The sequence below is a fragment of the Vibrio mimicus CAIM 602 genome, from assembly GCF_000338875.1.
GTDB lineage: Bacteria > Pseudomonadota > Gammaproteobacteria > Enterobacterales > Vibrionaceae > Vibrio > Vibrio mimicus.
Genome location: NZ_AOMO01000022.1, coordinates 44,619 through 69,744, shown reverse-complemented (window position 1 = coordinate 69,744; position 25,126 = coordinate 44,619). Strand labels below are relative to the sequence as shown.

The window sequence follows — 25,126 nt, the reverse complement described above, 5'->3', positions numbered from 1 at the left end:
GCGTTCAATCTGAGCCATGATCAAACTCTTCAATTAAAGTTTTGGCTCAATGAATACTGATAACATTACATTGTAATGTTGAATTGACTGTGCTGAATGATTGCTCATTCAAATGGTCACTCAGTTCATTGATAAATCTTTTGCGATTATCATCAACGAGTGCCCACACAGATTGATTGGTTTATATTGTTAAAGAGCGTTTTGCTTCAGCTTTCTTACCGAAGAGGGTGTGCATTCTAGCGAGATAATTGTCAGAGTCAAACTCTTTTTTCAACTTTCTTCATCGAAGCATCTTAGCCTAACTGATTAGCCCTGAGGCCTTGCGGCGTCTGCCGTGTCAGTGAGGGCGCATTATAGGGAGGTTTTAAAATCTGGCAAGCTCTAAAATACTTTTTTTATACCTTTTCAGTTCAAGCGGACAAATTAACAGCAAACCCACTAAAAAAAACACTTTTCTGTTCGATTAATAAGCAAAAGAGCCATTCGACATGGCTCTTTTTTCTTCTCTATAGAGATATGTTTTATCTGCTACTGACTAGCGAAAATATTCCCATCTTTTACCGATAGTAAAATGGGCGCCCCAGGGAGGAACTTTCCAGCCAGAATCGATTTCGCCAGCGGGTTTTCAACATTTTGTTGAATAGCTCGTTTCAATGGACGAGCACCATATACTGGATCGAATCCAACTTGAGCAATCAGATCAAGCGCATCATCATCCACCTCGAGTTGGTAATCACGTTCAGCCAAACGCTGACGTAGGCGAGCCAACTGAATAGAGGCAATCGACTTAATATGCTCTTGACCAAGTGGATGGAATACCACACTTTCATCAACTCGGTTTAAGAACTCAGGACGGAAGTGTTTGCTTACTACATCCATGACCTGTTCTTTGATGCCTTGATAATCCAACCTTGCAAAGTTTTCCTGAATACGACTTGAGCCCAAGTTCGAGGTCATTATCACCACAGTATTACGAAAATCGACCGTGCGACCTTGCCCGTCCGTCAAACGACCATCATCCAATACTTGTAGAAGAATATTGAATACATCTGGGTGCGCTTTTTCCACTTCATCCAACAAAATTACCGAATAGGGCTTACGACGTACGGCTTCAGTTAAGTAGCCACCTTCTTCATAGCCGACATAACCCGGAGGAGCCCCCACTAAACGAGCGACCGAGTGTTTCTCCATAAATTCCGACATATCTACGCGTACCATGGCATCTTCACTATCAAAGAGGAAGTTGGCCAAGGTTTTACATAGCTCGGTTTTACCGACCCCAGTTGGCCCTAAGAATAAGAAGGAACCAATCGGACGATTCGGATCAGAAAGCCCCGCGCGGCTACGACGAATCGCATTCGCCACAACTTCGACCGCTTCTTTTTGGCCGATCACGCGTTTATGCAGCACTTCTTCCATGCGCAGTAGCTTTTCTTTCTCGGCCTCCAGCATTTTCGACACAGGAATGCCAGTTTGCTTAGAAAGCACTTCGGCAATTTCAGCATCCGTCACTTTATTACGCAGCAGGGTCATTTCCTGCATTTCAGCTTGCGCGGCCAGATCGAGCTGCTTTTCTAGCTCAGGAATGCGGCCATATTGCAGCTCTGACATGCGGCTCAAATCACCCGCACGGCGTGCGACCTCAAGATCCATTCGCGCTTGCTCTAATGCAGCTTTGATATGCTGTGTACCAGAAAGTGCCGCTTTTTCAGCTTTCCATACTTCTTCCAGCTCAGCATAATCACGTTCTTTCTCTTGCAGCTCTTCATTTAAGATCGCCAAACGTTTTTCGCTAGCTTCATCGTGCTCATTGGAGAGCGCTTGCTGCTCGATTTTCAATTGGATTATTTTGCGTTCCAGCTTATCGAGTGCTTCCGGTTTGGAGTCAATTTGCATCCGGATGCTCGACGCCGCTTCATCGATCAAATCAATAGCTTTATCAGGCAATTGGCGATCTGATATATAGCGGTGAGATAAACTTGCTGCCGCAACAATCGCCGGATCGGTGATTTCTACATGGTGGTGCAGCTCATAACGCTCTTTCAACCCACGTAGGATGGCTATGGTGTCTTCCACCGTTGGCTCATCCACCAACACTTTCTGGAAGCGTCGTTCTAGCGCAGGATCTTTTTCAATATATTGACGGTACTCATCCAAGGTAGTCGCACCGACACAGTGCAACTCTCCACGCGCCAAAGCGGGTTTGAGCATGTTACCCGCATCCATTGAGCCTTCACCTTTGCCCGCGCCGACCATGGTATGCAGCTCATCAATAAAGAGGATGATGTTCCCCTCTTCTTTAGCGAGTTCATTGAGTACTGATTTCAAACGCTCTTCAAACTCACCGCGGTATTTCGCCCCCGCAACCAATGCGCCCATATCCAAAGACAATACGCGGCGTCCGCGCAGCCCTTCTGGTACTTCATTATTGATGATGCGTTGAGCCAAGCCTTCCACAATCGCTGTTTTACCCACACCGGGTTCACCGATGATCACCGGGTTATTTTTGGTACGCCGTTGTAAGACTTGAATAGTGCGGCGAATTTCATCATCACGGCCGATTACAGGATCGAGCTTACCCTGCTCTGCTCGCTCAGTTAGATCGATGGTGAATTTTTCCAAAGCTTGACGTAGCTCTTCAGCATTAGGGTCATTCACCTTCTGCCCACCACGGATTTTCTCTATCGCTTCGGAGACTTTTTTCTCAGTCAGCCCAAATTCTTTGAGTAAGTGCCCAAGTGGCCCTTTATCTTCCAGCGCGGCGAGTAGATAAATTTCAGATGAGATGTAGGCATCTTGACGCTTTTGCGCGACTTTATCACACAGATTAAACAGTGTGCCTAACGCTGAAGAGAGCTGCACATCACCGCCAATACCATTCACTTTAGGTAGTCGATCCAGCATCTCGCTCAGTTTAGAGCGCAGTTGCATCACATCAACGTTTAACATAGTGAGTAACGGGCGGATCGGGCTGCCATTTTGATCGAGCAGCGCCACCATGAGGTGAACCGGCTCGATGTATTGATGATCACGCCCGAGCGCTAATGACTGGGCATCGGAAATCGCGATCTGAAATTTGCTCGTAAATCTGTCAAGACGCATACCAACCTTCCTAACCTCATCTGAGATAAATTGAATACGTTAGGAAAGATGGTTATCGCGAGCGAGATTTTCAAGGGAAGTCGAAGAAACTTTCTTGCAGTTTGAAAGGAGCGTTGATGAAACGTTATTCTTCAAGCCAAATAAATGCGGCTTGGCGGCCTGTAACACCATCCCGGCGATAGGAATAAAAACGGTCAGCATCCTGATAGGTGCACAAACCACTATCAAAGATTTGCTCAATACCCAGCTCATTCAAACGCAGTTTGACTAACTGGCTCATATCCGCCAACCATTTACCCTGTTGCGAACGAGGTGTGAAAGATTGTTCAGCTTGAGGATGGTGAGCGACAAAAGCAGCAAACACATCTTCACCCACTTCGAATGCTTGCGCACCGATCGCAGGACCAAGCCACACCATGACATCACCCGACATTCTTGCTGCAGTTTGTTCAACAATGCCATTCACCAATCCACGCCATCCCGCATGAACAGCAGCAACCTGTGTACCTGCACGATTGGTCATCAATACAGGTAAGCAATCTGCCGTCATCGCGGAACAAACCACATTCGGTTTTGAGGTAATCAGGCCATCTGCATCTAAGATTTTATCGGTAGGTGCGTCAACATTGAGTACAACGGTAGAATGGGTTTGGTTTAGCCAAATGGGTGAGTTTGGCATAGCTGATGTTTCCACCAGCCACTGCCGATTACGCAGCACGAGTTCAGGATCATCCCCAACATGCATACCAAGATTCAATCCTTGATAGGCACCTTGTGAAAATCCACCATCGCGAGTAGAGCTGAACGCTTTGACTTGTTTAGGTGCATTCCAGTTGGGGAGAATCATGATTAATACTCTTCTGTATGGTTCAGCTTAGAGTCTTCACGCAGAGCGAGCGTCATCGTCACCATATCGTCTGGAACTGGTGCGTGGAATTCGAGTTCTTCACCCGTGATTGGGTGTTCGAATTTCAGCATTACCGCATGTAGAGCCTGACGATCAAAGTTACGGATCATCGCCGTTAACTCTTCAGAAGCTCCTTTCGGAATACGCGCACGACCACCATAGGCGGTATCACCTAATAGAGGATGTTGCAAATAAGCCATGTGCACTCGAATTTGGTGAGTACGACCCGTTTCCAAACGCAGACGCAGACGCGTATGTTCACGGAAATGTTCCGCCACACGATAATGCGTGACGGCGTGTTTCCCCATTGGAGAAACCGACATCAAAGTACGCTTAGTCGAGTGACGACCAATCGGCTTATCAATCATGCCACCCGCAGTCATGGTACCAATCACAATCGCTTCATACTCACGAGTGACATCGCGCTTTTGCAACGCACGTACAAGACGAGTTTGTGCAGGGACTGTTTTGGCTACTACCATCAAACCCGTAGTGTCTTTATCGAGACGATGCACGATACCAGCACGCGGCACTTCGGCGATAGGCGGAAAATGGAACAGCAGTGCATTAAGCACAGTGCCATCAGCCTGACCAGCCCCTGGATGCACCACGAAGTCGCGCGGTTTGTTAATAACGATAATGTCGTCATCTTCATACACGATGTTGAGTGGCAAATCCTGCGCTTCCCAGCGCTGTTCGTCTTCAAGTTCTGCCTGAACGACAATCACCTCACCACCCATCACTTTGGTGCGCGGCTTAGTGACAACTTCACCATTCACGGCAATCTTGCCTTCCAACAACCACTCTTTTAAGCGTGAGCGGGAAAAATCGGTAAATAATTCAGCCACAGCTTGGTCAAGACGTTGACCAAGCTGGCTCTCTTTTACTGTTTGAGTTAATTCAATCTGATGAGCCATATCGAACTTTTTAAAAAACCGTGAGACTAATAGTCACTAGTATGGAAAAATACGCCGACATTGTATCTGTTACTGCTGAGAAAGTAACGAAACGATTTGCGCGCGGTTTACGCACCTATTGAAAAGCAAGATTTGCAAGGAATTCCACCCTGACATGAAATACCAGACTTTATCAGGCCTACTCGCGTTATCCCTGTTATTTGGTTGCTCTAGCAGCCTGATGTGGTGCCCGATGTGCCACCATCTGAGCTGTACTCAGAAGCCCAAAGCGCGTTGCAAAGCGGTACTTGGTTAACCGCAATCGAAAAATTAGAAGCGCTCGATTCACGCTATCCGTTTGGGGCTTATTCAGAACAAGTTCAACTCGATCTGATTTATGCGTACTACAAAAATGATGATCTTGCGTTAGGCTTAGCTACGATTGAGCGTTTTACTCGCCTTAATCCCACCCATGAAAAGATGGACTGGGTATTGTATATGCGTGGTTTGACGCACATGGCGCAGGATCGCAATTTTATGCACGATCTGTTCAACGTCGATCGTAGTGACCGTGACCCTGAACCTGTGAAATCGGCTTTTGCGGATTTTAAGAAGCTGTTGCAACGTTACCCGAATAGCCCATACGCGGAAGATGCTCAGCGTCGTATGTATGCGTTGAAAAACCGTTTAGCAGAATATGACTTAGCCACAGCAGATTTCTATTTGCGTCGTGAAGCATGGATTGCGGCTATTAACCGCACCCAAGAGTTGCAAAAAACGTTTCCAGATACCGAAGCGGCACGTAAAGCGTTAGACATTCAGCTCGAAGCTTACCAGCAGTTAGGAATGACAGAAGCTGTTGAGCGCACAGAGCAATTGATGAAGCTCAACCCGCGATAAAACGTATTTCACTCAAAAAAAGAAGAGCCACATTTAATGTGGCTCTTCTTTTATCATTCGATTTAATCCGTGTATCGCCAACCTCAAGTTTACTTCAATCAGTTGGCCTTCTTAGTTGGCGTGATCTGAATCACAAAAACTCAATGCTGATTTTTCACTCAACAGGTGTTTTCAGGCCGAATAAAAGCGCTAAAAAATCGGAAATTTTTAGTCTCTACTTACCTGAATCTAGCGGTTTTATGAGAGATAACAAGCTTTTTCTTTAACTCATCTACACAAGCTTTGCGACAGATCACGTTTATTTCACATCAAGAAAAACCCTCAAACAAAGGTGATTTAGATCACATTATTTCCCATTTGGTGCGCTAATCTGAACTCAACCCATAAGGGATGACACAGAGGAAAAAGTTATATGAAAATGAACATCACTGGTAAAAACATCGAAATCACCTCTGCAATCCGCAACCACATTGAGGGTAAATTCAAAAAATTAGAAAAATGGCAAGTTGACATCATTGGTTGCCAAGCATGCTTTAGCGAAGAACCGAATAAACAGAAGAAATTTGAAGCAGTCGTTAGCATTCCACGCGGCCAGTTAGTCGCCTCTGCGATTCACGAAGATTTGTATGCCGCCATTAACGAGGTAGAACAAAAACTCGAACGACAATTGAATAAACTACGCCACAAACCGGAAGCTCGCCGTGCAGACAAGCCAGAGCTGAGTGAAGAAGTAGAATAACCAGAATTATGGAGAGATAGCGCCTTAGGGCGCTATTTTTTTGCTTGACGCTCTCTGGGGGCTTGCTTATTGTGTGCTGACTTACTTGGATAAATATTCACTTATGACACCTCATTTCCTGTACTTTTTTGACTTCTTTTTTCTCCAATAACCTTTGGAGGCTCGCTCGTTGTCAAAAGACAAGTCAAAAACGAACAGAAAGCCTCCTCTTCAGGGGGTTTTTTTATAAGGATAATTTTATGACAGACAAACAATACTCACTCGACGACATTCGCTTAAGACTGAACGAACTCGACGACCAACTGCTAAACCTGCTGTCGGAACGACGCAAAATGAGTATTGAGGTCGCCAAAAGCAAGGTAGAAACCGCCAAACCAGTGCGTGATCCTGCTCGTGAGCAACAATTACTGGTCAAACTCATCAATGCTGGAAAAGAGAAATATCAGCTCGATCCTCAGTACATCACCAAGATTTTCCACACCATCATTGAAGACTCCGTTTTGCTTCAGCAATCTTATCTGCAAAACCTTGCTAACCCACAAAGCCGTAAACCTTTAGCGCGTGTGGCCTTTTTGGGCGCCAAAGGCTCTTATTCACATTTGGCGACTCGCGAATATTTCAGCCGTAAAAACACAGAGCTGATTGAGCTTAACTGTGATCATTTCAAAGAAGTGGCGAGAACGGTTGAATCAGGACATGCCGATTATGGTGTATTGCCAATTGAAAACACTAGCTCTGGCTCAATTAACGAAGTCTATGATTTGCTCCAGCACACCACTTTGTACATAGTCGGTGAACTGACTCAGCCCATTGAGCATTGCTTAGTCGCAACGCAAGAGATTCGATTAGAGGATCTCAAAGTACTCTATTCACATCCACAACCTCACCAGCAGTGCAGCGAATTCCTCAGCCGCTTGAAAGGCGTGCAATTAGAAAGCTGCGCCAGCACCGCTGATGCTATGAAAAAAGTGCAAGAACTTAACCGTACAGATGTGGCAGCGATTGGAAACTCAGCTAGCGGTAAGTTATATGGTTTACAGCCGATCCAAGGCAATATCGCTAACCAAACCGAAAACCATACCCGTTTTATTGTGGTAGCTCGTAAGCCAGTCGAAGTTTCACCGCAGATCCCAGCCAAAACCACCTTGATTATGTCGACTTCTCAAGAAGCTGGCTCGTTAGTTTCAACCTTGTTGGTATTGCAACGTTACGGGATCAACATGACCAAGCTCGAATCGCGCCCAATCATGGGCAATCCGTGGGAAGAAATGTTCTACGTCGATTTAGAAGCACACATTGATTCCGATGAGATGCAGCAAGCTCTCGCGGAACTGACGCAACTGACTCGCCACTTGAAAGTGCTTGGTTGTTACCCAAGTGAAAACGTCAAACCAACCCAAGTGAAATTTATATAGCGTCAATAAATTGAACCAATTAAGCTGACAGTCGCATAAGCTCTGATTATAATGCCATCAAATTATACATATACTTAGGTGATCCAGGCTGTCAGCGTAGCCAAATTATTGGCTCTTACGCTATTTGTTTATTTGTCGGATCGTGACCAAATTTTGTAACAAATGGGTATCGTATTCACAAATGATCAAACGCTTTCTTTCGCTGATAGCACTAAATGCCTTCTGCCATCAAGCCAGCGCTTTGGAACTGAATGTCTACCTCTGGGAAGATACGATTGCACCGAGCGTGATCGAAACATGGCACAAACAGACGGGTGTTTCTGTCAAGCTTTACCATTTTGATAACGATGATGAACGCAGCTTACTTATGCTCAAAAGCGTTCAACTGCCGTTTGACATTATGGTATTGGATAATGTTTCTGCGTTTATGTTTTCTCGGCAAAATGCATTTGAAGACTTAACCAGCCTCACCAATCGCCGCAATAATGACCCTATGTGGTTACAAGCTTGTGGTACGAACGCCATACCTTATTTCTGGGGTTCTGTAGGTATTGCTTACCGTAAAAGCCGTTTCACACATCCACCCACGCAGTGGAGTGAAGTGATTGATATCGCACCGGAACATCGGGGCAGAGTAGGTATGCTTAAAGACAGTGTAGAAACACTGCTCCCAGCGCTTTACATGCTCAAAGCCTCTCCGATCACAGAATCGATTGATACCCTGAAACAAGCTTATCGGTTACTCGAATCTGCCAATCCAAATATTCTGACTTATGAATATGTACTGAGCTATGTCCGTAGTCACCCACAAACTGACAACCTACACATGGCGGTCGCTTACAGCGGTGATCACTACTCATTAAACCGCTTTTTTGAGCATCAGGATTGGGATTTTGTCGTTCCCGAGGGACGCCCGTATTTATGGGTAGATTGCATGGCAGTGAATAGTTCTTCCCCAAATACGACAAAAGCAAAAGCATTTTTAGACTTCTTGATGCTCCCTGAAATTGCCGCAATGAATGCCCAGTATATTCGTGCTGCCACCCCAAACTATAAAGCACGAACTTTGCTTCCTGCTGAACATCGCGAAGATTACTCGATTTATCTTCCAGAGCAGCGTCTTGCAGAAGGGATTATCGACAGCGAACTTTCGGCGAAAAACCTTAGCCTACGTGCCAAGATCATCAGCAGTGTGACCCATCAATATGAAGCTAAACCATAGAATCCTGTTACTGATAGCGCCTGTGATTCTGCTGAGTGCAGCAGCATCAAGCTATATCATTTACAGCAGTCAGAAGAATGCACTACTGAAGAAAACAGACAGTTACCTACAGTTAAATATAGAAAAATTAGCTAGTCATTATCGGCAAGCCCAAGCATTAGTGAGCAGTTATGCCTTCACTTTGGCGAAAAGCGACATCATCCGTCATTACTTCTCGTTAGAAAAAAATCCCTATCGTGAATTAGAGCTGGTCGATAATCTGCGCGAAACACTGCACATCCTACAACCCAGTGAAAAACAGCTCGTATCTCTGTCGATTCTCAATGGCAATGAAGAACTACTCTACTACGCAGAAAATAGCTCGGATCCGTTTGCTGAAATTGACCCCAAGGTCATGGAATATGTCAAACAGCGGCTGAACTCTACGCAAAGTACCTCAGACATCAGTTATACCGTTAACTCCTCGGGAGAAGACATTCTGGTTCGTTATGACATACTGGATACACAAACACTCGCAACACCACTGAGCTATAATCGGCAAGATGTGTTCTTTGTGGTGGTGTATGTTGTGTTAGAACAATTCAGCCAACTACGAAAGAAAATTGAATTTGATAACCAAAGCCAGATTTTTTTTACTCATACTCCACCAGGCTATCGCACCGGGCTAACCCAATCGGTCGAGTTACAACCCGGATTTTACGCAATTTTAGCCCCCGCTCCGAAGCTGATAAATACTAAACTTCACACGATTCAACGCGAACTTCTGCTCTCCTTTGGGGTTTCTGCACTGGTTACTGTCTTACTGCTTCTGCTACTGCTTTATCGTCATGTGATTAACCCCATTCTCAATTTGGACAAACAACTGGAAGAAGTCGAAAACAATAAGCGCAAGAATATTGAAAAACTGGATACAAACGATGAGATTGGACGGCTTTCCTCGCGTTTTTACGCCATGTATACCGAGCTGCACTCTACCTATCAACGCACAAAAGCATTAGCAGAAAACGATCATTTAACAAAACTTGCCAACCGGTATCAGTTTCAAGTTCAGGCCGACCTCTTACTTTCCCGTTGTTACGATACTCAACACATTTGGGTGCTGTATATCGATTTAGATAACTTCAAATACGTCAACGATAAATATGGCCATCAAATCGGTGACTCACTCTTGGTCAGCTTCGCTTCGCACGTTCGCCAGTTATGTAAAAGCTTTGAAGCAAGCCATAACGCATACAGTATTGCCGCACGCTTATCAGGAGATGAATTTGCCATTTTAATGGTCGCACCTAAGCGGTTTAATGATTGCGCGAACCTATTTGCTCAACGCGTACTTGCCCCAATTCAAAGCCAAGATAATTCACCTCTAAGTCATTTCCCAATCACCGCCAGTATTGGTATTGCCACGTTTCCTAAAGATGGCGACCATATTGAAAAGTTACTGCTGAATGCAGATACCGCCATGTATCAGGCAAAAAATGCAGGAAAAAACCAGATAGCTTATTACTCGCAAGCCCTAGATCAGGTAGTGCAACGTCGCAATAATATTGAACGAGCATTGCGCTTAGGCTTATTTGATCAAGAATTCAACTTGGTTTATCAGCCCTACTTCACCTGCTCAGGTAAACGCTTAGTCGGCTTTGAAGTGTTGCTACGTTGGCAATCTGAGTTACTTGGTGAGGTTTCTCCGGAGGAGTTTATTCCGATTGCAGAACAAACCGGGCTATTTGGCACCATAGACCGCTGGGTGATTTCCCAGACATTCAAAGAGTTTTCAGCCCTACAAGCCATGTTTAATGACCCAATCCAGGTTTCTATCAACCTTTCTTCGGCAGAATTGAACTCTCTGAAATTGGCTCAATATATTCATCAGCAAGCGGAGAAATTTTCGGTAACACCACAGTGGATTGATTTTGAAATCACCGAAACTTTCGCTGCGGATTCGCAAAGCTTCCCGTTGCTACACGAGCTTTCTCGTCTTGGTTACGGTCTAACCATTGATGATTTCGGCTCCGGATACACTTCAATCACACAGTTGGTTCAATATCCGGTGCAAAAGATTAAGTTTGATCGCCATTTCTTAGATACACTCATCGCCACCAACAAACAGAATGTCATCCGTCCTCTGATCGATCTTTGCCATTCACAAGCCATGAAAGTGACAGCAGAAGGCATAGAAAGTGAAACTATGCACCAATGGTTAGCCGATTATCACTGCGACTATATGCAAGGCTTTTATTTTGGCCATCCGATGAGCCTCGAAGAGATACAAAAATGGCAGCAGTCATCCAACCATAGAAAGAAGAGTTATGCGCAAGATCATTATTGCCTCACAGAACCCAGCCAAAGTGAATGCAGTTAGAAGTGCTTTTTCTACTGTGTTTCCTGAACAAGAATGGGAGTTTATTGGCGTATCTGTCGCCAGTGAAGTCGCAGATCAACCAATGAGCGACGCAGAAACCAAACTTGGCGCACTCAATCGTGTCAGAAATGCCAAGCAGCAATACCCAAATGCAGACTACTATGTCGGTCTAGAAGCAGGGATTGAAGATAACAAAACATTTGCTTGGATGATCATCGAATCTGCTAATCAACGTGGTGAATCTCGAAGTGCCTGCTTAATGCTGCCACCATTAGTTCTTGAGCGGCTGCAACAAGCCAAAGAGCTCGGGGATGTCATGGATGAAGTGTTTGGTACTGATAATATCAAGCAAAAAGGCGGGGCAATTGGTTTATTGACTCAGCATCATCTCACACGAAGTACTGTCTACCATCAGGCTTTGATTCTGGCACTGATCCCATTTATTAACCCTGAACATTACCCACACGGTTAGGCTATATGACTTGAAGCTGATCGCCGCTTCAAGTCATAGTTTTCAGGCTATCCCGTAATACCGTTAACCGATTTCAAACAGCGGCTCAGTTAGGCTGCTCCAAAAGCTGAGCTAACGCGGCTTTTTCTTCCTCAGTGCGCGATTTGAGCTCATTCGAGCCTCGAGTTATGGTTGCAATACCCACTCCGAGCATCTGACTAATTTGACGTTGAGACATCTCACCACTCAATAGTTCATGCACGATATTGACTCGAGCAACAAGCGATTCACGTTCATCAGGCGTCATCAGCAAGGTCAACAACATTTCATGTTGATCTTCTTGCACCGCCTGCTTGACCAAATCCAATACTTGCTGCCACTCACTGTAATAAGGTTGTTGTACCATGGTTGTACTCGTTAGGTGATACACGGGCACATTGTAGTACAGCAAGTTGAGGAATCAATACTTTGTATTTAACTCGTGATCATTAAGAAAACGCCCTTCCACACCCATCAAATCTCGGTAATAGGTTTCGAACATCAAAATGTTCTGTACATAACCACGAGTTTCAGCAAAAGGAATCGCTTCAATGAAGCCGTATGCATCCAGCTTGCCTTGACTACGCTTCAACCAAGTATCGACTCGACTTGGGCCAGCATTGTATGCCGCAAACGCCAAGATCCGATTTTGATCATAGCGTTCAAGTAAGCTGCTTAAATAACGGCTACCAATCTCAATATTCTTGCCAACTTGATACAACTCATCCGGGTTGGAATAACTCAATTGATATTTTCTCGCCGTGTAGCGCGCCGTATCAGGCATGATTTGCATCAAGCCTCGAGCTCCCACTGGTGATTGCGCATCTGAATCCATCGCACTTTCTTGTCTTGCCAATGACATCAAAGTAATCGGATCGATGCCATTTTTCTGCCCATGCAAATTAAACAGGTTTTGATGTACTACTGGGAAGCGTAATTGATTGTTATCCCATAAGCTCGCAGAAATGGTCGCCGTGATCGTCATCTGATGCCAACCTGCATTTGCAGCATACGCAGCCAACATTTCCTTCTCTTTTTGTGAAACTCGCTCAAGCAGCCAACGCCATTCACTTTTTGCTGCGATAACCTTATCCAGAGCAATCAACTCATCAATTCGTACTAAAGCTTTCTTATGCGCTTTAATCAAAGCCATATCGAGCGTAACTGTGCTGGTCGGATAATTAACGGATTGTTGTAGCACTTTTGCTGCCGCAACACTGTAAAAGCTGCGCTGACCAAGCAATGTTTTAAGGCGTTCTGTTCCTTCTTTCTTCTTACCGAGCGCCATTTCACTGCGCCCGAGCCAATATTGCCAACGCAATGTTTTACGTTCTTGTTCTGGTAAAACAGAAATCCATTGGGTCAATTCTCGCCAATTATTCTCACGCAGCGCTAAACGAGTTCGAGCCTCAATCAAGCGAACGTTGTTACTTTGACGAGCCACCTCATCACGCCATTTAGCAAGCGCTTCATCTTCGGTTTCCATCAAACGGATTGCGATGAAATGGGAAATCCGGCTTTTTTGCTCACGATTCCAGCCTTGAGCTTTGGCCACATCGTTTAGAACCGCTTGAGCTTCTTGAGGTTCGGATCTTGCCCACTTTTGTAAGGCTAATTCTGCAACCTTTTGATTAATGGGATCTTGTGAGGCCTTACGGCTATAGGCTACCACCCGTTCTGGTTTATCAAACAATTCAAGCATTGCCTGCGCTTTGGCTTGTGATTTTTTCCCATCCAGCTTTTTCTGCAGATAAATCATCAGGTTTCGGTTGCGACCTTCAAACGCGAGCAAGCTTCGTTTTAACACCCACTCATCCGTCAATCCCCCAACGCGTTCCCACTCAGCGAATAATGGATCACAGGCATCAGCGATACTCGCTCCATTTAGCCACAGTTTTTTAGCGCCTTCGAAAGCTTCACTGCGTTTTCCTGTTTGCAACTTGGCATTGAAGTAATGGCATTGATAAGTCTCGCCATTGGGCAATTGGGTTTGAAATTGCAGTAACGCCGCCCATTTTTTATTTTGAGCCAAAGCATCAAGATAAGGCGCAGCAACCCGGCCAGAGAAAGGATACTCTTTGTGGCTATCAATAAAATTGCGCACCGCGATCGGCGGCTTACTACCGAGATCGACTAAAAATGCCCGATAGTCGAGATAAGGAGTCAACGGATAGCTCTCTATTTGTTTACGAATGCGTTGGTATTCCGGGACTTTCTTTTCATCCAACCAACGCTGAGCCTGTTCATATTGAGCCCTCTGCGCTTCTAAATCCAAAGCACTCGCGCGAGCAGAGCCCATTGCACATACCGTGGTTAGCATCAAAATCGAAACAAGGCTATGCGGCTTAAATACCGTCAGGCGCGTCATGAGATCTCATCCTTAAAATCAGTGTGATAACAAATTATTACGCGTAATCTCGCCTTAAATGTAAAGACAGGCGAAGTAAACTTAACGCAAATAATGCAACATTTTGTTGAATTTCCCATTATCGCGAGCGATGAAATAAAACCCTTGAATACTAATAGGTTTATTCATCATTAAGACCTTGGTGAATCAGCTTTAATTGTATTAACAGAGTGCAAATACTTCGCGCCAGACTCTCATTAGATAAGAAAGAGATTAAGAATTTTTTACCCGAGCCGAAAAGCGGGTGCTCTAGTAACAAAACGTCTGGCTTTGGTATAGAATAGCGACTTTATTCCGTTTGAAAGATTAGGAACGATCGGCAATGGCTGAATACGTATATACCATGTCTCGGGTGAGCAAGATTGTGCCGCCCAAGCGTCAAATTCTGAAAGATATCTCCTTGAGTTTCTTCCCGGGTGCCAAAATCGGTGTTCTGGGCCTTAACGGTGCGGGTAAATCAACCCTGCTGCGTATCATGGCAGGCATTGACAAAGACATCGATGGTGAAGCTCGTCCACAACCTGGTCTTAAGGTGGGTTACCTACCTCAAGAACCAAAGCTGGACGAGAATAAAACCGTACGTGAAGTGGTTGAAGAAGCCGTTGCTGATGTCGCTCATGCGCTAAAACGTCTTGATGAAGTTTATGCGGCATACGCCGAGCCAGATGCTGACTTTGATGCACTGGCAAAAGAACAAGGTGAGCTTGAAGCGCTGATCCAAGCGAAAAATGGCCACAACCTAGATAACGCACTAGAGCGTGCTGCCGATGCGCTGCGTCTGCCTGAATGGGATGCGCAAGTGAAATTCCTGTCGGGTGGTGAACGCCGCCGTGTAGCTATCTGTCGTTTGCTGCTAGAAAACCCAGACATGCTGCTTCTCGATGAACCGACCAACCACTTGGATGCAGAATCTGTCGCTTGGCTGGAACGTTTCTTGGTGGATTACTCAGGTACTGTGGTCGCGATTACCCACGACCGTTACTTCCTAGATAACGCCGCAGGTTGGATTCTGGAACTTGACCGTGGTGAAGGTATTCCATGGCAAGGTAACTACACTTCATGGCTAGAGCAGAAAGATGCTCGTTTGAAGCAAGAAGCCTCGCAAGAGAAAGCGCGCCAGAAAACCATCGAGAAAGAGTTGGAATGGGTTCGTCAGAATCCTAAGGGTCGTCAGGCTAAATCGAAAGCGCGTATGGCACGTTTTGAAGAGCTGCAAAATACTGAGCACCAAAAACGTAATGAGACTAACGAGCTGTTCATTCCACCAGGTGAGCGCTTAGGCGACAAAGTGATTGAAGTGAAAAACCTCACTAAATCATTCGATGGCCGCGTACTGATTGATGATCTTTCTTTCAGTATGCCAAAAGGCGCGATCGTTGGCATCATCGGCCCGAACGGTGCAGGTAAATCAACCCTATTCAAGATGCTGAGTGGTGTAGAACAACCGGATTCAGGCACGATCGAGCTGGGTGATACCGTCAAGTTGGCCTCTGTGGATCAGTTCCGTGATAGCATGAACGACAAGCACACCGTATTCCAAGAGATCTCGGAAGGTGCGGATATCATCCGTATCAACAACTTCGAAATCCCTGCTCGTGCATACTGTTCACGCTTTAACTTCAAAGGTGTTGATCAGCAAAAAGTGATTGGCGAGCTATCTGGTGGTGAGCGTAACCGTGTTCACTTGGCAAAACTGCTCAAAGCGGGCGGCAACGTACTGTTACTCGACGAACCAACCAACGATCTGGACGTAGAAACATTACGTGCTCTAGAAGAAGCGCTGCTTGAGTTCCCTGGCTGTGCCATGGTGATCTCGCATGACCGCTGGTTCCTGGACCGTATTGCTACCCACATCCTTGATTACCGTGATGAAGGTAAAGTGAACTTCTACGAAGGTAACTACACTGAGTACATGGATTGGTTGAAGCAAACTCTCGGCGCACAAGCGGCTGAGCCTCACCGCATCAAGTACAAGCGTATCACCAAGTAATTGATCGCTATGTAGCGGATAATCCGTTTAGCCCAAACACAAGAAAAGGTCGCACTGCGGCCTTTTCTTTTTTCACGCATTCAATGAGCTTACTTCTTAAAGAATGACGTGTACTTAACTCTCAGCGGATTGTTTGTGATTAAGTAGGCTTATTTCGGTATGGGTTCGGTGATTTATTACACACTTTGCTATGCTTATTTTATCTGTAAGCCGTCTTTGTTTGAGAGAACACTATGATCGAAAAACGCCGCTTTTCACGAGTTCTGTACCAAGCGCCAGCCACCTTAAGTCAAGGAGACAAAGAACTGGCCACTTGCATTCAGGATTTGTCGCTGCACGGATTGCTGCTCTGGTCAGAAGAAGAGCCGGATTTAGATACTCACGCTCTGGTGGATGTGGTCTTTACCCTACCAGACAGCGATGTCACTTTATCGCTGACCGCGAAGATCATTAGCATCCAAGAACGGATTATTCGGATGGCGATCAATCATATTGATATCGAAAGCATTGGGCACTTACGCCGGCTAGTCGAATTGAATGTTGGGAATGACAGTCTGTTACACCGAGATTTAGAGCATCTCTCTGATCTTGGTTTGCATTAACAATCCCAAGCCCAATTGGGCTTGGGATGTATGTTGCTTAAAGCTAATCTTAAGCTCGGTGAATCGCGTCGTTAGCCTGTTTGAGCAGATTTTGGCTCTCGTTCATAAACTGTTGTGAGTAACCACCAAACCACTGACTGACTCGTTCAAATTGAGCAACAAAACTCTCTTTATCTCCCGCACTCACCAGCTCAACCGCTTCACTTAAACAACGGTGAAAGCGTTGAATCATCTCAATGTTGTCGGGGGATGAAAGAATAATGTCTCCATACAAATGAGGATCCTGACCAAACAATCGCCCAACCATGGCTAACTCTAAACGATAAATGGGAGAGCTTAGTTTAAGCAGTTGTGCCAAATTCGGGTTTTCTTTGGTTAGGTGCAAACCATAAGCAAAGGAAGTGAAGTGGCGCAGTGCTTGGATCAGCGTCATACCACGATCGTGTTCGGCAGCATCAATCTGGCACAAGCTTGCGCCCCAAATAGCAAACTGTTGTAACAGCCATTGGTAGTGTTCATTGCCTCGACCATCACAGTAAACAATCACCTGCTTCGCCAAGCTGGGAACGTCTGGGCCAAACATAGGGTGCAGCCCAACTACAGGGCCTTTGTGCGCTTGTAGCATGGCCGCAAGCGGCTTGGCTTTGATTGAGGTGAGATCGCACAAAATGCAATCGTCCGGTAACAGGCGCAGCTTTTCGATCACGCCGAGTGTCAAATGGATAGGTACCGAGACCACCACTAAGCCAGCATCGCTGAGCAGTTCATCCGCTTTATCCCAATCTTGGCTACCCAATACTTTGACTTGATAACCAGAGAGTTTAAACATGCGGCCAAATAGTCGACCAAGCTGACCATTACCACCAATGATCACCACAGAACGTAATTCAGGATTGAGGCACTTAAAGCCTGAGTCCTTTTCACTGGCGTAGGATTCACGCATGGTACGGCGTAAAATATCTTCAATCAGTTGTGGCGGAACACCTTTACTTTCCGCTTCTGCTCGACGCGAAGCCAGCATCGCAGCTTCACGATCAGGTGCATAAATCGGCAAGCCATAACGGCTTTTCACTTCCCCAACTTGTTCAACCAATGCCAGACGGCGCGCCAGTAGCTCCACCATCTGTTTATCCACTTCATCGATTTGGTCACGTAACTGATTCAACTCTACGGCCATGTTCTATCCTTGTTATCCTTGCAAACGGTTGTGCAGAAAAGGAATCAATTCCTGGTGCGCACGGCGCAATAATGCCTCAGTCGTCGGCCAATTTATACAGCCGTCAGTGATCGATACGCCGTATTGCATCTTTTCACGAGGCAGATCGGAAGACTGGTTACCTTCATTAAGATGGCTTTCAATCATCAGACCAATGATCGAACGATTCCCTTCACGGATCTGGTGAATCACATCTTCTGCTACCAAAGGCTGGCGGCGGTAATCTTTACGTGAGTTAGCATGGCTACAATCCACCATCAAAGAAGCTTCTAAACGCGCTTTTTGCATCTCTTCTTCACATTCAGCGACTGACACAGAATCGTAGTTGGTTTGTTTGCCACCACGTAAAATCACATGCCCATTCGGGTTGCCTTGTGTAGTGAGCAGCGCCACTTGTCCTTCTCGGTTGATCCCCATGAAACGATGGCTGGATGAGGCTGCCTGCATCGCATTAATTGCCGTTGCCAAGTTGCCATCGGTACCATTTTTAAAGCCAATTGGCATGGAAAGGCCACTTGCCATCTCACGGTGAGTTTGTGATTCCGTGGTACGCGCACCAATCGCTGCCCAACTAAAGGTATCTGCCAAGTATTGCGGACTTATCGGATCGAGCGCTTCGGTTGCCAACGGGATTTCCATTTCTGCCAAATCGACCAGCAGTTGGCGACCCACATGCAAACCGTGTTCGATATCAAAACTGCCATCAAGATGCGGATCGTTAATCAGCCCTTTCCAGCCAACCGTGGTACGGGGTTTTTCAAAGTACACACGCATCACAATGTATAGCTGATCGCTGAGTTCTGCTGAGAGTGCTTTCAGTTTTTTCGCGTACTCTTTCGCAGCATCAACATCATGAATTGAGCAAGGCCCACAGACGATCAACAGTCGAGGATCGCGCTTATGGATGATATCCGCTACGGTCTGACGCGACTCACGAATAAATTTACGCGCCTTGTCACTGAGCGGAATCTTGGCTTTTAATGCATCAGGGGTGATCAATATCTGTTCGTCACTGATATTTACATCGCTCAATTCACTTTTCTTCATCTCATCACCTGTAATTATTTTTTTACACAACCAACTAAACTCGCTGGAAACTTAAACAGAAAACACGTTAACAGGCTTTTGAAACAATGCAAGTGTAAATTTAAACCAACATTTAGTGTAATGATTATTTTACATACTCTATTTAATTGCACTTGGTACACAAAGTGGGGAATAAAGCGTGTTTTGTTCGCTTTGAGTATCTTAAAATAAGCCGTTTTTCAGATCAGTGCGACGGACAGGTTATGGATCTCATCCTCTCATTATTACAACAGATGTGTGTTTACCTTGTTCTCGCTTATATGCTGAGTAAAACACCTATTTTTCTCCCCTTACTCAACATTTCTGGCCGCCTTGACCATAAAGTCAGCGTTTATGTTCTTTTCTCACTGTTTTGCATTATGGGCACCTACTTTGGCCTGCAAATCAATGATGCAATTGCCAACACTCGTGCGATTGGGGCTGTGATGGGCGGCTTATTTGGTGGGCCTGTGATTGGCTTTGCCGTCGGACTAACTGGCGGATTGCACCGCTACACGTTAGGTGGATTTACCGATCTCGCCTGTGCTATTTCCACCACCGCCGAAGGCTTAATTGGTGGCTTGCTACATACGTATTTGCTACGCAAAGGTAAAGGTCAGTTACTGTTTAGCCCAAGTATTGTGTTTGCCGTTACCCTGTTCGCCGAAATCATTCAGATGCTGATCATCTTGTTGGTTGCTAAGCCGTTTGACCAATCCTACGCGTTGGTATCCACCATCGCCGCGCCGATGATCATTGCTAACTCAGTCGGTGCCGCTCTATTTATGAGTATCCTGCTCGATCGCAAAACCATTTTTGAAGAATATTCCGCTACGTTTTCTCGCCGAGCACTGAATATTGCTGAACGTTCTGTCGGTATTCTTGCCGCGGGTTTTAACCCGGATAACGCCAATAAAATTGCGCGGATTGTTTATGAGCAAACCAATGTTGGTGCCGTCTCCATCACAGATCGCGAAAAAATCCTCGCCTTTGTAGGAATCGGCGATGATCACCATAAGCCTAATACGCCGATCAGCTCGCAAAGTACGCTGGATTCAATTAATCGCAATACGATCATCTATCTGGATGGCAAAGAGCATCCTTATCAATGTTCTTTGTCACCGACCTGCAAACTGGGCTCTGCGTTAATCATTCCATTACGTGCTGGGGATCGGGTTATCGGCACCATCAAGCTCTACGAACCGAAACGTAAGCTGTTTTCCACCATTAACATGTCGATGGCGCAAGGCATTGCACAACTGTTATCCAGCCAGATCCTGTACGGCGAATATCAGCAAAAGCAAATCCTGCTATCGCGTGCAGAAATCAAACTGCTGCAAGCTCAGGTCAATCCGCATTTTCTGTTTAACGCACTCAACACTATCAGTGCGGTGATCCGCCGTGAGCCAGATAAAGCCCGCGAACTGATTTTGCATCTCTCGCAGTTTTTCCGCAGCAACCTAAAGCAGAACGTAGAAACCGTTACGCTGCGTGAAGAGCTTGCTCATGTAAACGCTTATCTCACCATTGAAAAAGCGCGTTTTAGTGACCGTCTCGATGTTGAAATTGCGATTGATGAATCCCTGTTAGAACGCAATGTCCCCAGCTTCACCTTACAGCCTTTGGTGGAGAATGCCATCAAATACGGCACGTCTAATCTATTAGAAGCTGGCAAAGTGCGGATTTACAGTGAGGTAGTACAAGGTGGAATTCGGGTCGTGGTGGAGGACAACGCCGGACTCTATCAACCACCGAGTGAAGATTACGATGGTTTGGGCATGCAAATTGTTGAAAAGCGCCTAACCAATAAATTCGGTACAAAATCAGGGCTACAGATTGAAGTAGCACCACAAGAGTACACGCGAATGAGCTTTATCATTCCCGAACAAGGAACCTACTAAGGGATTAACATGTTATCTGCATTAGTCATTGACGATGAACGCTTTGCCCGTGAAGAACTCGCGGAGCTATTAACCGAAAGCGGTCAGATTGAGGTCATCGGCCAAGCAAGCAATGCGATTGAAGGGTTGAAAAAAATCAATCAACTCAAGCCGGATGTGGTGTTTTTGGATATCCAGATGCCGCAAATATCGGGTATCGATCTGCTCAGTATGCTCGACCCAGACACCATGCCTGAGGTCGTTTTCGTCACCGCCTACGATCAATATGCGCTACAAGCGTTTGAAGACAATGCGTTTGACTATCTGCTCAAGCCGGTCGACACCGAGCGCTTAGCCAAAACCGTGCAACGTTTAATTCGCCAGCACAAGAAAAGCGACTATTCACTGCTGACTCAACCCAGCCTAGATCAAATCCCTTGTATTGGCTTAAACCGTATTGTGCTGCTGCCGATTAATGAAGTGGAGTTTGCCTACAGTGACATCAGTGGCGTCAATGTGCAGACTGCACAGCAAAAGGCAACCAGCCAGCTGACGCTGAAGGTTCTAGAGGAGAAAACAGCCTTAGTACGTTGCCATCGCCAGTACTTGGTGAACTTGAAAGCGATTCGCGAAATCAAGCTGTTAGAAAACGGGCTGGCGGAAATGATTACCCATACGGGTCACAAGGTCCCAGTCAGCCGCCGTTATCTTAAAGAGCTGAAAGAAATGCTGGGATTTTACTGATCCCAGCTCTACTTCTATGAGGAAAACTATTCGGAGAACTGCTCGATTAAGCGCTGCATATTGGCTGAAGCTTGCTGCCAACGCTCTGAGCGCTTCAGTTCACTGTAGCTGAATTGCTGTTTTTTCAGCAGTGCTGTGGCTTGAGGAACTTCCATGATCGGTAGGTGATCCAGCACTTCGACTGCCGCCTCACGCTTGTTACACATCAAAATCATGTCACAACCCGCGACCAAGGCTTGATGGGAGCGCTCAACCGGCCCGCCCATCACGGCTGCGCCTTCCATGCTCAAATCATCAGAGAACACGATGCCTTTAAAGCCGAGTTCTTCACGTAACACTTGCTTTAACCAGTAGCTCGAACCGCTCGCAGGTTGTGCATCGTAATGCGGATACACTACATGCGCTGGCATCATTGCATCGAGTACTCCTGCTTCAATTTGCGCACGGAAAATCGCCATGTCTTGGGCAATCGTCTCTCGCTCATCGTAAGGGGTTTCTAAATGGGAATCGGCAATCACCGCGCCATGGCCGGGGAAGTGTTTGCCAGTGGTCGCCATGCCTACCGCTTTCATACCGTGCAGAAAAGCACTGCTGTGATTGAGTACGGTTTGTACATCTTCACCAAAAGCGCGGTTACCAATCGCTTTACAAACAAAGCCCATATCGAGCACTGGAGCAAAACTCAAATCGACATCGTGTGCAATCAGCTCTGCCGCCATCAGCCAACCGCCTTGTTCAGCGAGCTCAACGCCATTCTCAGCACGCGCGTAATACTGCGCAGGGGGAATGCGAGAAAAGCCTTCACGGAAACGCTGCACACGGCCACCTTCTTGATCGACACCAATCAAAATCGGTCTTTTCGCCGCTTGGCGGATCGCTTTATTGAGAGCCAGCAATTGCTGGTTATCGTGATAGTTGCGACCAAACAGAATCACACCACCCACCGTTGGGTGCTGCAGAATTTCGCGATCTTCGGCACTCAGTTCGTAACCGGCCACATCCAACCAAAGCGGTCCCATGCTTGCTCCTTGAAAAATTTGGCAAAATTGTCACAAGCCACGAGGTTATTCAGTTTATTTTTCAATTACAATGCCTTTGTTTGAATATGACAGAGGGATAACCAAATGGCAGAACGCGAACTCTATATCGGTGTGATGTCGGGAACCAGTTTGGATGGTGTGGATACTGCGTTGGTGGCGCTGCAAGACGATAAAATTGAACTGCTTGCTCACCACGACTTCCCAATGCCTGCCGACCTCAAACAGCGGCTACTCAATGTATGTATTGGCCAACCAACCACCCTGATTGCGATGGGCGAATTGGAGCACGATCTTGGTCATTTGTTCAGTGATGCAGTGCTGGCGCTTCTACAGCACAGTGGCTATCGCGCCGAGCACATTCGTGCGATCGGCTGTCATGGACAAACCGTGTTCCATCAACCGACAGGCACGAAACCTTTTACCATGCAAATTGGCGATGCCAACATTATCGCTACGCGCACAGGCATCACGACTGTCGCCGATTTTCGGCGCAAAGATGTCGCACTTGGCGGGCAAGGCGCCCCGTTAGTTCCCGCTTTTCATCGCACGATATTTCATGCCCATCAATCCACGGTCGTGGTGCTCAATATCGGGGGGATTGCCAATATCTCTGTACTCAAGCCCAATGGTGAAGTGATTGGCTACGACACCGGCCCCGGTAATATGCTGATGGATAGCTGGTGCCAAAAAGAACATAACCAGCCTTACGATAAAGATGCCCTATGGGCAAAACAAGGCTGCGTGGATTCCGCATTACTGACCCATTTAAAACAAGATCGTTACTTTGCACTGCCAGCCCCCAAAAGCACAGGCCGAGAGCTATTTAATTTGCCTTGGTTAGAAGCGCAACTCGCCACGTTTTCGGTTGATGCAACCGATGTGCAACGCACCTTATGTGAATTCACCGCGCAAACCATTGTTGAGCAAGTCACTTCGTTTGCAGAAGGGCCTCAACCCCAACTTTTGGTGTGTGGCGGCGGTGCGCAAAATCCTTTACTAATGGAACGCTTACAAGCCTTGCTGCCAAGCTGGCAAGTTGCCCCAACCACCCAAATGGGCGTGGATGGCGATAATATGGAAGCCATGGCTTTCGCTTGGCTGGCACAAAGGCGCATGCACGGTTTACCCAGTAATTTGCCCGCGGTGACGGGCGCGTCACGCCTCGCGAGCCTTGGCGTGATTTACTACCCCGATTAATCACTACAGGAATTTTTATGACCAACGATGCTCTTATCGCAGCCCTTTCTCATCTCGTTTCCGAAGGTCGTAACCCCGATACGATGGACATCGATTTGCTCTCTTCACAAGAAATTGTCGAGCGTCTCAATCAACAAGACAAACAAGTACCACTAGCGGTGGAAGCCGTACTGCCACAAATTGCCCAAGCAGTCGATAAAATCACCGCGGCCTTTAAACAAGGTGGTCGTTTGATTTACTTAGGCGCGGGCACCAGTGGCCGTCTTGGCGTGTTAGATGCCTCAGAATGCCCACCAACTTTTGGGGTGAGCGATCAAATGGTGATTGGCCTGATTGCGGGCGGTAAAGAAGCCATGTTTACCGCACAAGAAGGGGCGGAAGATAACGCCACGCTGGGCACGCATGACTTACAACAAATCCACTTTAGCAGCAAAGACGTACTGGTCGGAATTGCTGCTAGTGGCCGTACGCCTTATGTGATTGGCGCACTTGAGTACGCCAATGATTTAGGCGCGACCACCATCGCCCTCTCGTGCAACCCTGACTCACCGATTGCAGAAATCGCCCATATTGCGATTTCTCCCGTCGTCGGGCCTGAAGCGTTAACCGGTTCAACACGTCTTAAATCCGGCACAGCACAGAAGTTGGTGCTCAATATGCTCACCACGGCCAGCATGATCCGTCTTGGTAAAAGCTATCAAAATCTGATGGTGGATGTACGTGCCACCAACCGCAAGCTGATTGCCCGTGCGGTAAGAATTGTCATGCAAGCGACCGATTGCCAACGCGAAGAAGCCGAAGCACTGCTCAAAGAGAGCCACAACAACGCAAAACTGGCGATTTTGATGCATCTGACTGGCATGAACTATGAACAGGCGACAGCGAAACTCTCGCAATCGGACGGCTTCTTACGCCGCGCCATGGAAGAGCACGAAGAGTAAGAAATCAGAGAAAA

Annotated in this window: 19 protein-coding genes, 1 pseudogene and 1 other annotated feature; of the genes and pseudogenes, 12 read left to right on the top strand and 8 right to left on the bottom strand. The window is 46.4% G+C overall.

What is annotated here, in order from left to right; genetic code table 11:
• Positions 1-528: 528 nt before the first annotated feature.
• The 3 genes from clpB to rluD all read right to left on the bottom strand — a co-directional run bounded on the left by clpB (position 529) and on the right by rluD (position 4,926).
• Positions 529-3,102, bottom strand: a complete 2,574-nt coding sequence (gene clpB / locus D908_RS14540; protein WP_001235062.1) for an ATP-dependent chaperone ClpB — start codon at positions 3,100-3,102, stop codon at positions 529-531.
• A gap of 124 nt (positions 3,103-3,226) precedes the next feature.
• On the bottom strand, positions 3,227-3,949 hold the full coding sequence (gene pgeF, locus D908_RS14545; RefSeq protein ID WP_005523112.1) for a peptidoglycan editing factor PgeF: 723 nt from the start codon (positions 3,947-3,949) through the stop codon (positions 3,227-3,229).
• Between the two features lie 2 nt (positions 3,950-3,951).
• The gene (gene rluD / locus D908_RS14550; protein WP_000941110.1) at positions 3,952-4,926 is read right to left on the bottom strand and encodes a 23S rRNA pseudouridine(1911/1915/1917) synthase RluD; all 975 of its coding nucleotides are present in this window, start codon (positions 4,924-4,926) and stop codon (positions 3,952-3,954) included.
• Positions 4,927-5,080: 154 nt separating this feature from the next.
• On the opposite strand from rluD, the pseudogene D908_RS14555 reads away from it, so the two are divergent.
• The 6 genes and pseudogenes from D908_RS14555 to yjjX all read left to right on the top strand — a co-directional run bounded on the left by D908_RS14555 (position 5,081) and on the right by yjjX (position 12,012).
• Positions 5,081-5,805, top strand: a pseudogene (locus tag D908_RS14555) (outer membrane protein assembly factor BamD).
• A 412-nt stretch (positions 5,806-6,217) separates the two neighbouring features.
• On the top strand, positions 6,218-6,544 hold the full coding sequence (gene hpf / locus D908_RS14560; RefSeq protein ID WP_000783367.1) for a ribosome hibernation-promoting factor, HPF/YfiA family: 327 nt from the start codon (positions 6,218-6,220) through the stop codon (positions 6,542-6,544).
• Positions 6,545-6,649: 105 nt separating this feature from the next.
• Positions 6,650-6,772 (top strand) — a sequence feature (Phe leader region).
• Between the two features lie 11 nt (positions 6,773-6,783).
• Entirely contained in the window at positions 6,784-7,959 is a 1,176-nt protein-coding gene (pheA, locus tag D908_RS14565) for a prephenate dehydratase (RefSeq protein ID WP_005523107.1), read from the top strand.
• A gap of 181 nt (positions 7,960-8,140) precedes the next feature.
• Positions 8,141-9,181 (top strand): polyamine ABC transporter substrate-binding protein, encoded by a 1,041-nt coding sequence (locus D908_RS14570; RefSeq protein WP_005523105.1) that lies wholly within the window; start codon positions 8,141-8,143, stop codon positions 9,179-9,181.
• Positions 9,165-11,540, top strand: coding sequence for a biofilm architecture maintenance protein MbaA (mbaA, locus tag D908_RS14575; protein WP_005523103.1), 2,376 nt, complete (start codon positions 9,165-9,167; stop codon positions 11,538-11,540). The genes D908_RS14570 and mbaA overlap by 17 nt, the downstream gene beginning before the upstream one ends.
• Positions 11,527-12,012 carry an inosine/xanthosine triphosphatase gene (gene yjjX / locus D908_RS14580; protein ID WP_032467532.1) on the top strand — a complete coding sequence of 162 codons (486 nt, stop codon included), beginning with the start codon at positions 11,527-11,529 and terminating at the stop codon, positions 12,010-12,012. The genes mbaA and yjjX overlap by 14 nt, the downstream gene beginning before the upstream one ends.
• An 85-nt stretch (positions 12,013-12,097) precedes the next feature.
• Here the strand turns inward: yjjX and trpR are convergent, their stop codons facing one another.
• Both trpR and D908_RS14590 read right to left on the bottom strand, forming a co-directional pair.
• Complete coding sequence (gene trpR / locus D908_RS14585) at positions 12,098-12,397, bottom strand: trp operon repressor (protein ID WP_000250623.1); 300 nt, start codon at positions 12,395-12,397, stop codon at positions 12,098-12,100.
• A 54-nt stretch (positions 12,398-12,451) separates the two neighbouring features.
• Complete coding sequence (locus D908_RS14590; protein WP_005523101.1) at positions 12,452-14,398, bottom strand: transglycosylase SLT domain-containing protein; 1,947 nt, start codon at positions 14,396-14,398, stop codon at positions 12,452-12,454.
• A 361-nt stretch (positions 14,399-14,759) separates the two neighbouring features.
• On the opposite strand from D908_RS14590, the gene ettA reads away from it, so the two are divergent.
• A complete protein-coding gene (gene ettA / locus D908_RS14595; RefSeq protein ID WP_000852859.1) occupies positions 14,760-16,427 on the top strand; it encodes an energy-dependent translational throttle protein EttA in 1,668 nt (555 codons plus the stop codon).
• A 233-nt stretch (positions 16,428-16,660) separates the two neighbouring features.
• Positions 16,661-17,029 carry a PilZ domain-containing protein gene (locus D908_RS14600; protein ID WP_000570787.1) on the top strand — a complete coding sequence of 123 codons (369 nt, stop codon included), beginning with the start codon at positions 16,661-16,663 and terminating at the stop codon, positions 17,027-17,029.
• A 49-nt stretch (positions 17,030-17,078) separates the two neighbouring features.
• On the opposite strand, the gene tyrA is transcribed toward D908_RS14600, so the two are convergent.
• Both tyrA and D908_RS14610 read right to left on the bottom strand, forming a co-directional pair.
• Positions 17,079-18,206, bottom strand: a complete 1,128-nt coding sequence (tyrA, locus tag D908_RS14605) for a bifunctional chorismate mutase/prephenate dehydrogenase (RefSeq protein WP_005523099.1) — start codon at positions 18,204-18,206, stop codon at positions 17,079-17,081.
• 12 nt (positions 18,207-18,218) lie between these two features.
• Positions 18,219-19,292 carry a 3-deoxy-7-phosphoheptulonate synthase gene (locus D908_RS14610; RefSeq protein WP_005523095.1) on the bottom strand — a complete coding sequence of 358 codons (1,074 nt, stop codon included), beginning with the start codon at positions 19,290-19,292 and terminating at the stop codon, positions 18,219-18,221.
• Between the two features lie 242 nt (positions 19,293-19,534).
• Between D908_RS14610 and D908_RS14615 the strand changes: the two genes are divergently transcribed.
• A complete protein-coding gene (locus D908_RS14615) occupies positions 19,535-21,211 on the top strand; it encodes a sensor histidine kinase (protein WP_005523093.1) in 1,677 nt (558 codons plus the stop codon).
• 9 nt (positions 21,212-21,220) lie between these two features.
• A complete protein-coding gene (btsR, locus tag D908_RS14620; RefSeq protein ID WP_000947389.1) occupies positions 21,221-21,934 on the top strand; it encodes a two-component system response regulator BtsR in 714 nt (237 codons plus the stop codon).
• Positions 21,935-21,960: 26 nt separating this feature from the next.
• Here the strand turns inward: btsR and nagZ are convergent, their stop codons facing one another.
• Positions 21,961-22,953 carry a beta-N-acetylhexosaminidase gene (gene nagZ / locus D908_RS14625; RefSeq protein ID WP_005523092.1) on the bottom strand — a complete coding sequence of 331 codons (993 nt, stop codon included), beginning with the start codon at positions 22,951-22,953 and terminating at the stop codon, positions 21,961-21,963.
• Positions 22,954-23,058: 105 nt separating this feature from the next.
• Here nagZ and D908_RS14630 point away from each other — a divergent pair, with 105 nt between their 5' ends.
• Positions 23,059-24,171, top strand: a complete 1,113-nt coding sequence (locus D908_RS14630) for an anhydro-N-acetylmuramic acid kinase (protein ID WP_005523091.1) — start codon at positions 23,059-23,061, stop codon at positions 24,169-24,171.
• A 17-nt stretch (positions 24,172-24,188) separates the two neighbouring features.
• Entirely contained in the window at positions 24,189-25,112 is a 924-nt protein-coding gene (murQ, locus tag D908_RS14635; RefSeq protein WP_000180253.1) for an N-acetylmuramic acid 6-phosphate etherase, read from the top strand.
• The last annotated feature ends 14 nt before the right edge of the window (positions 25,113-25,126 follow it).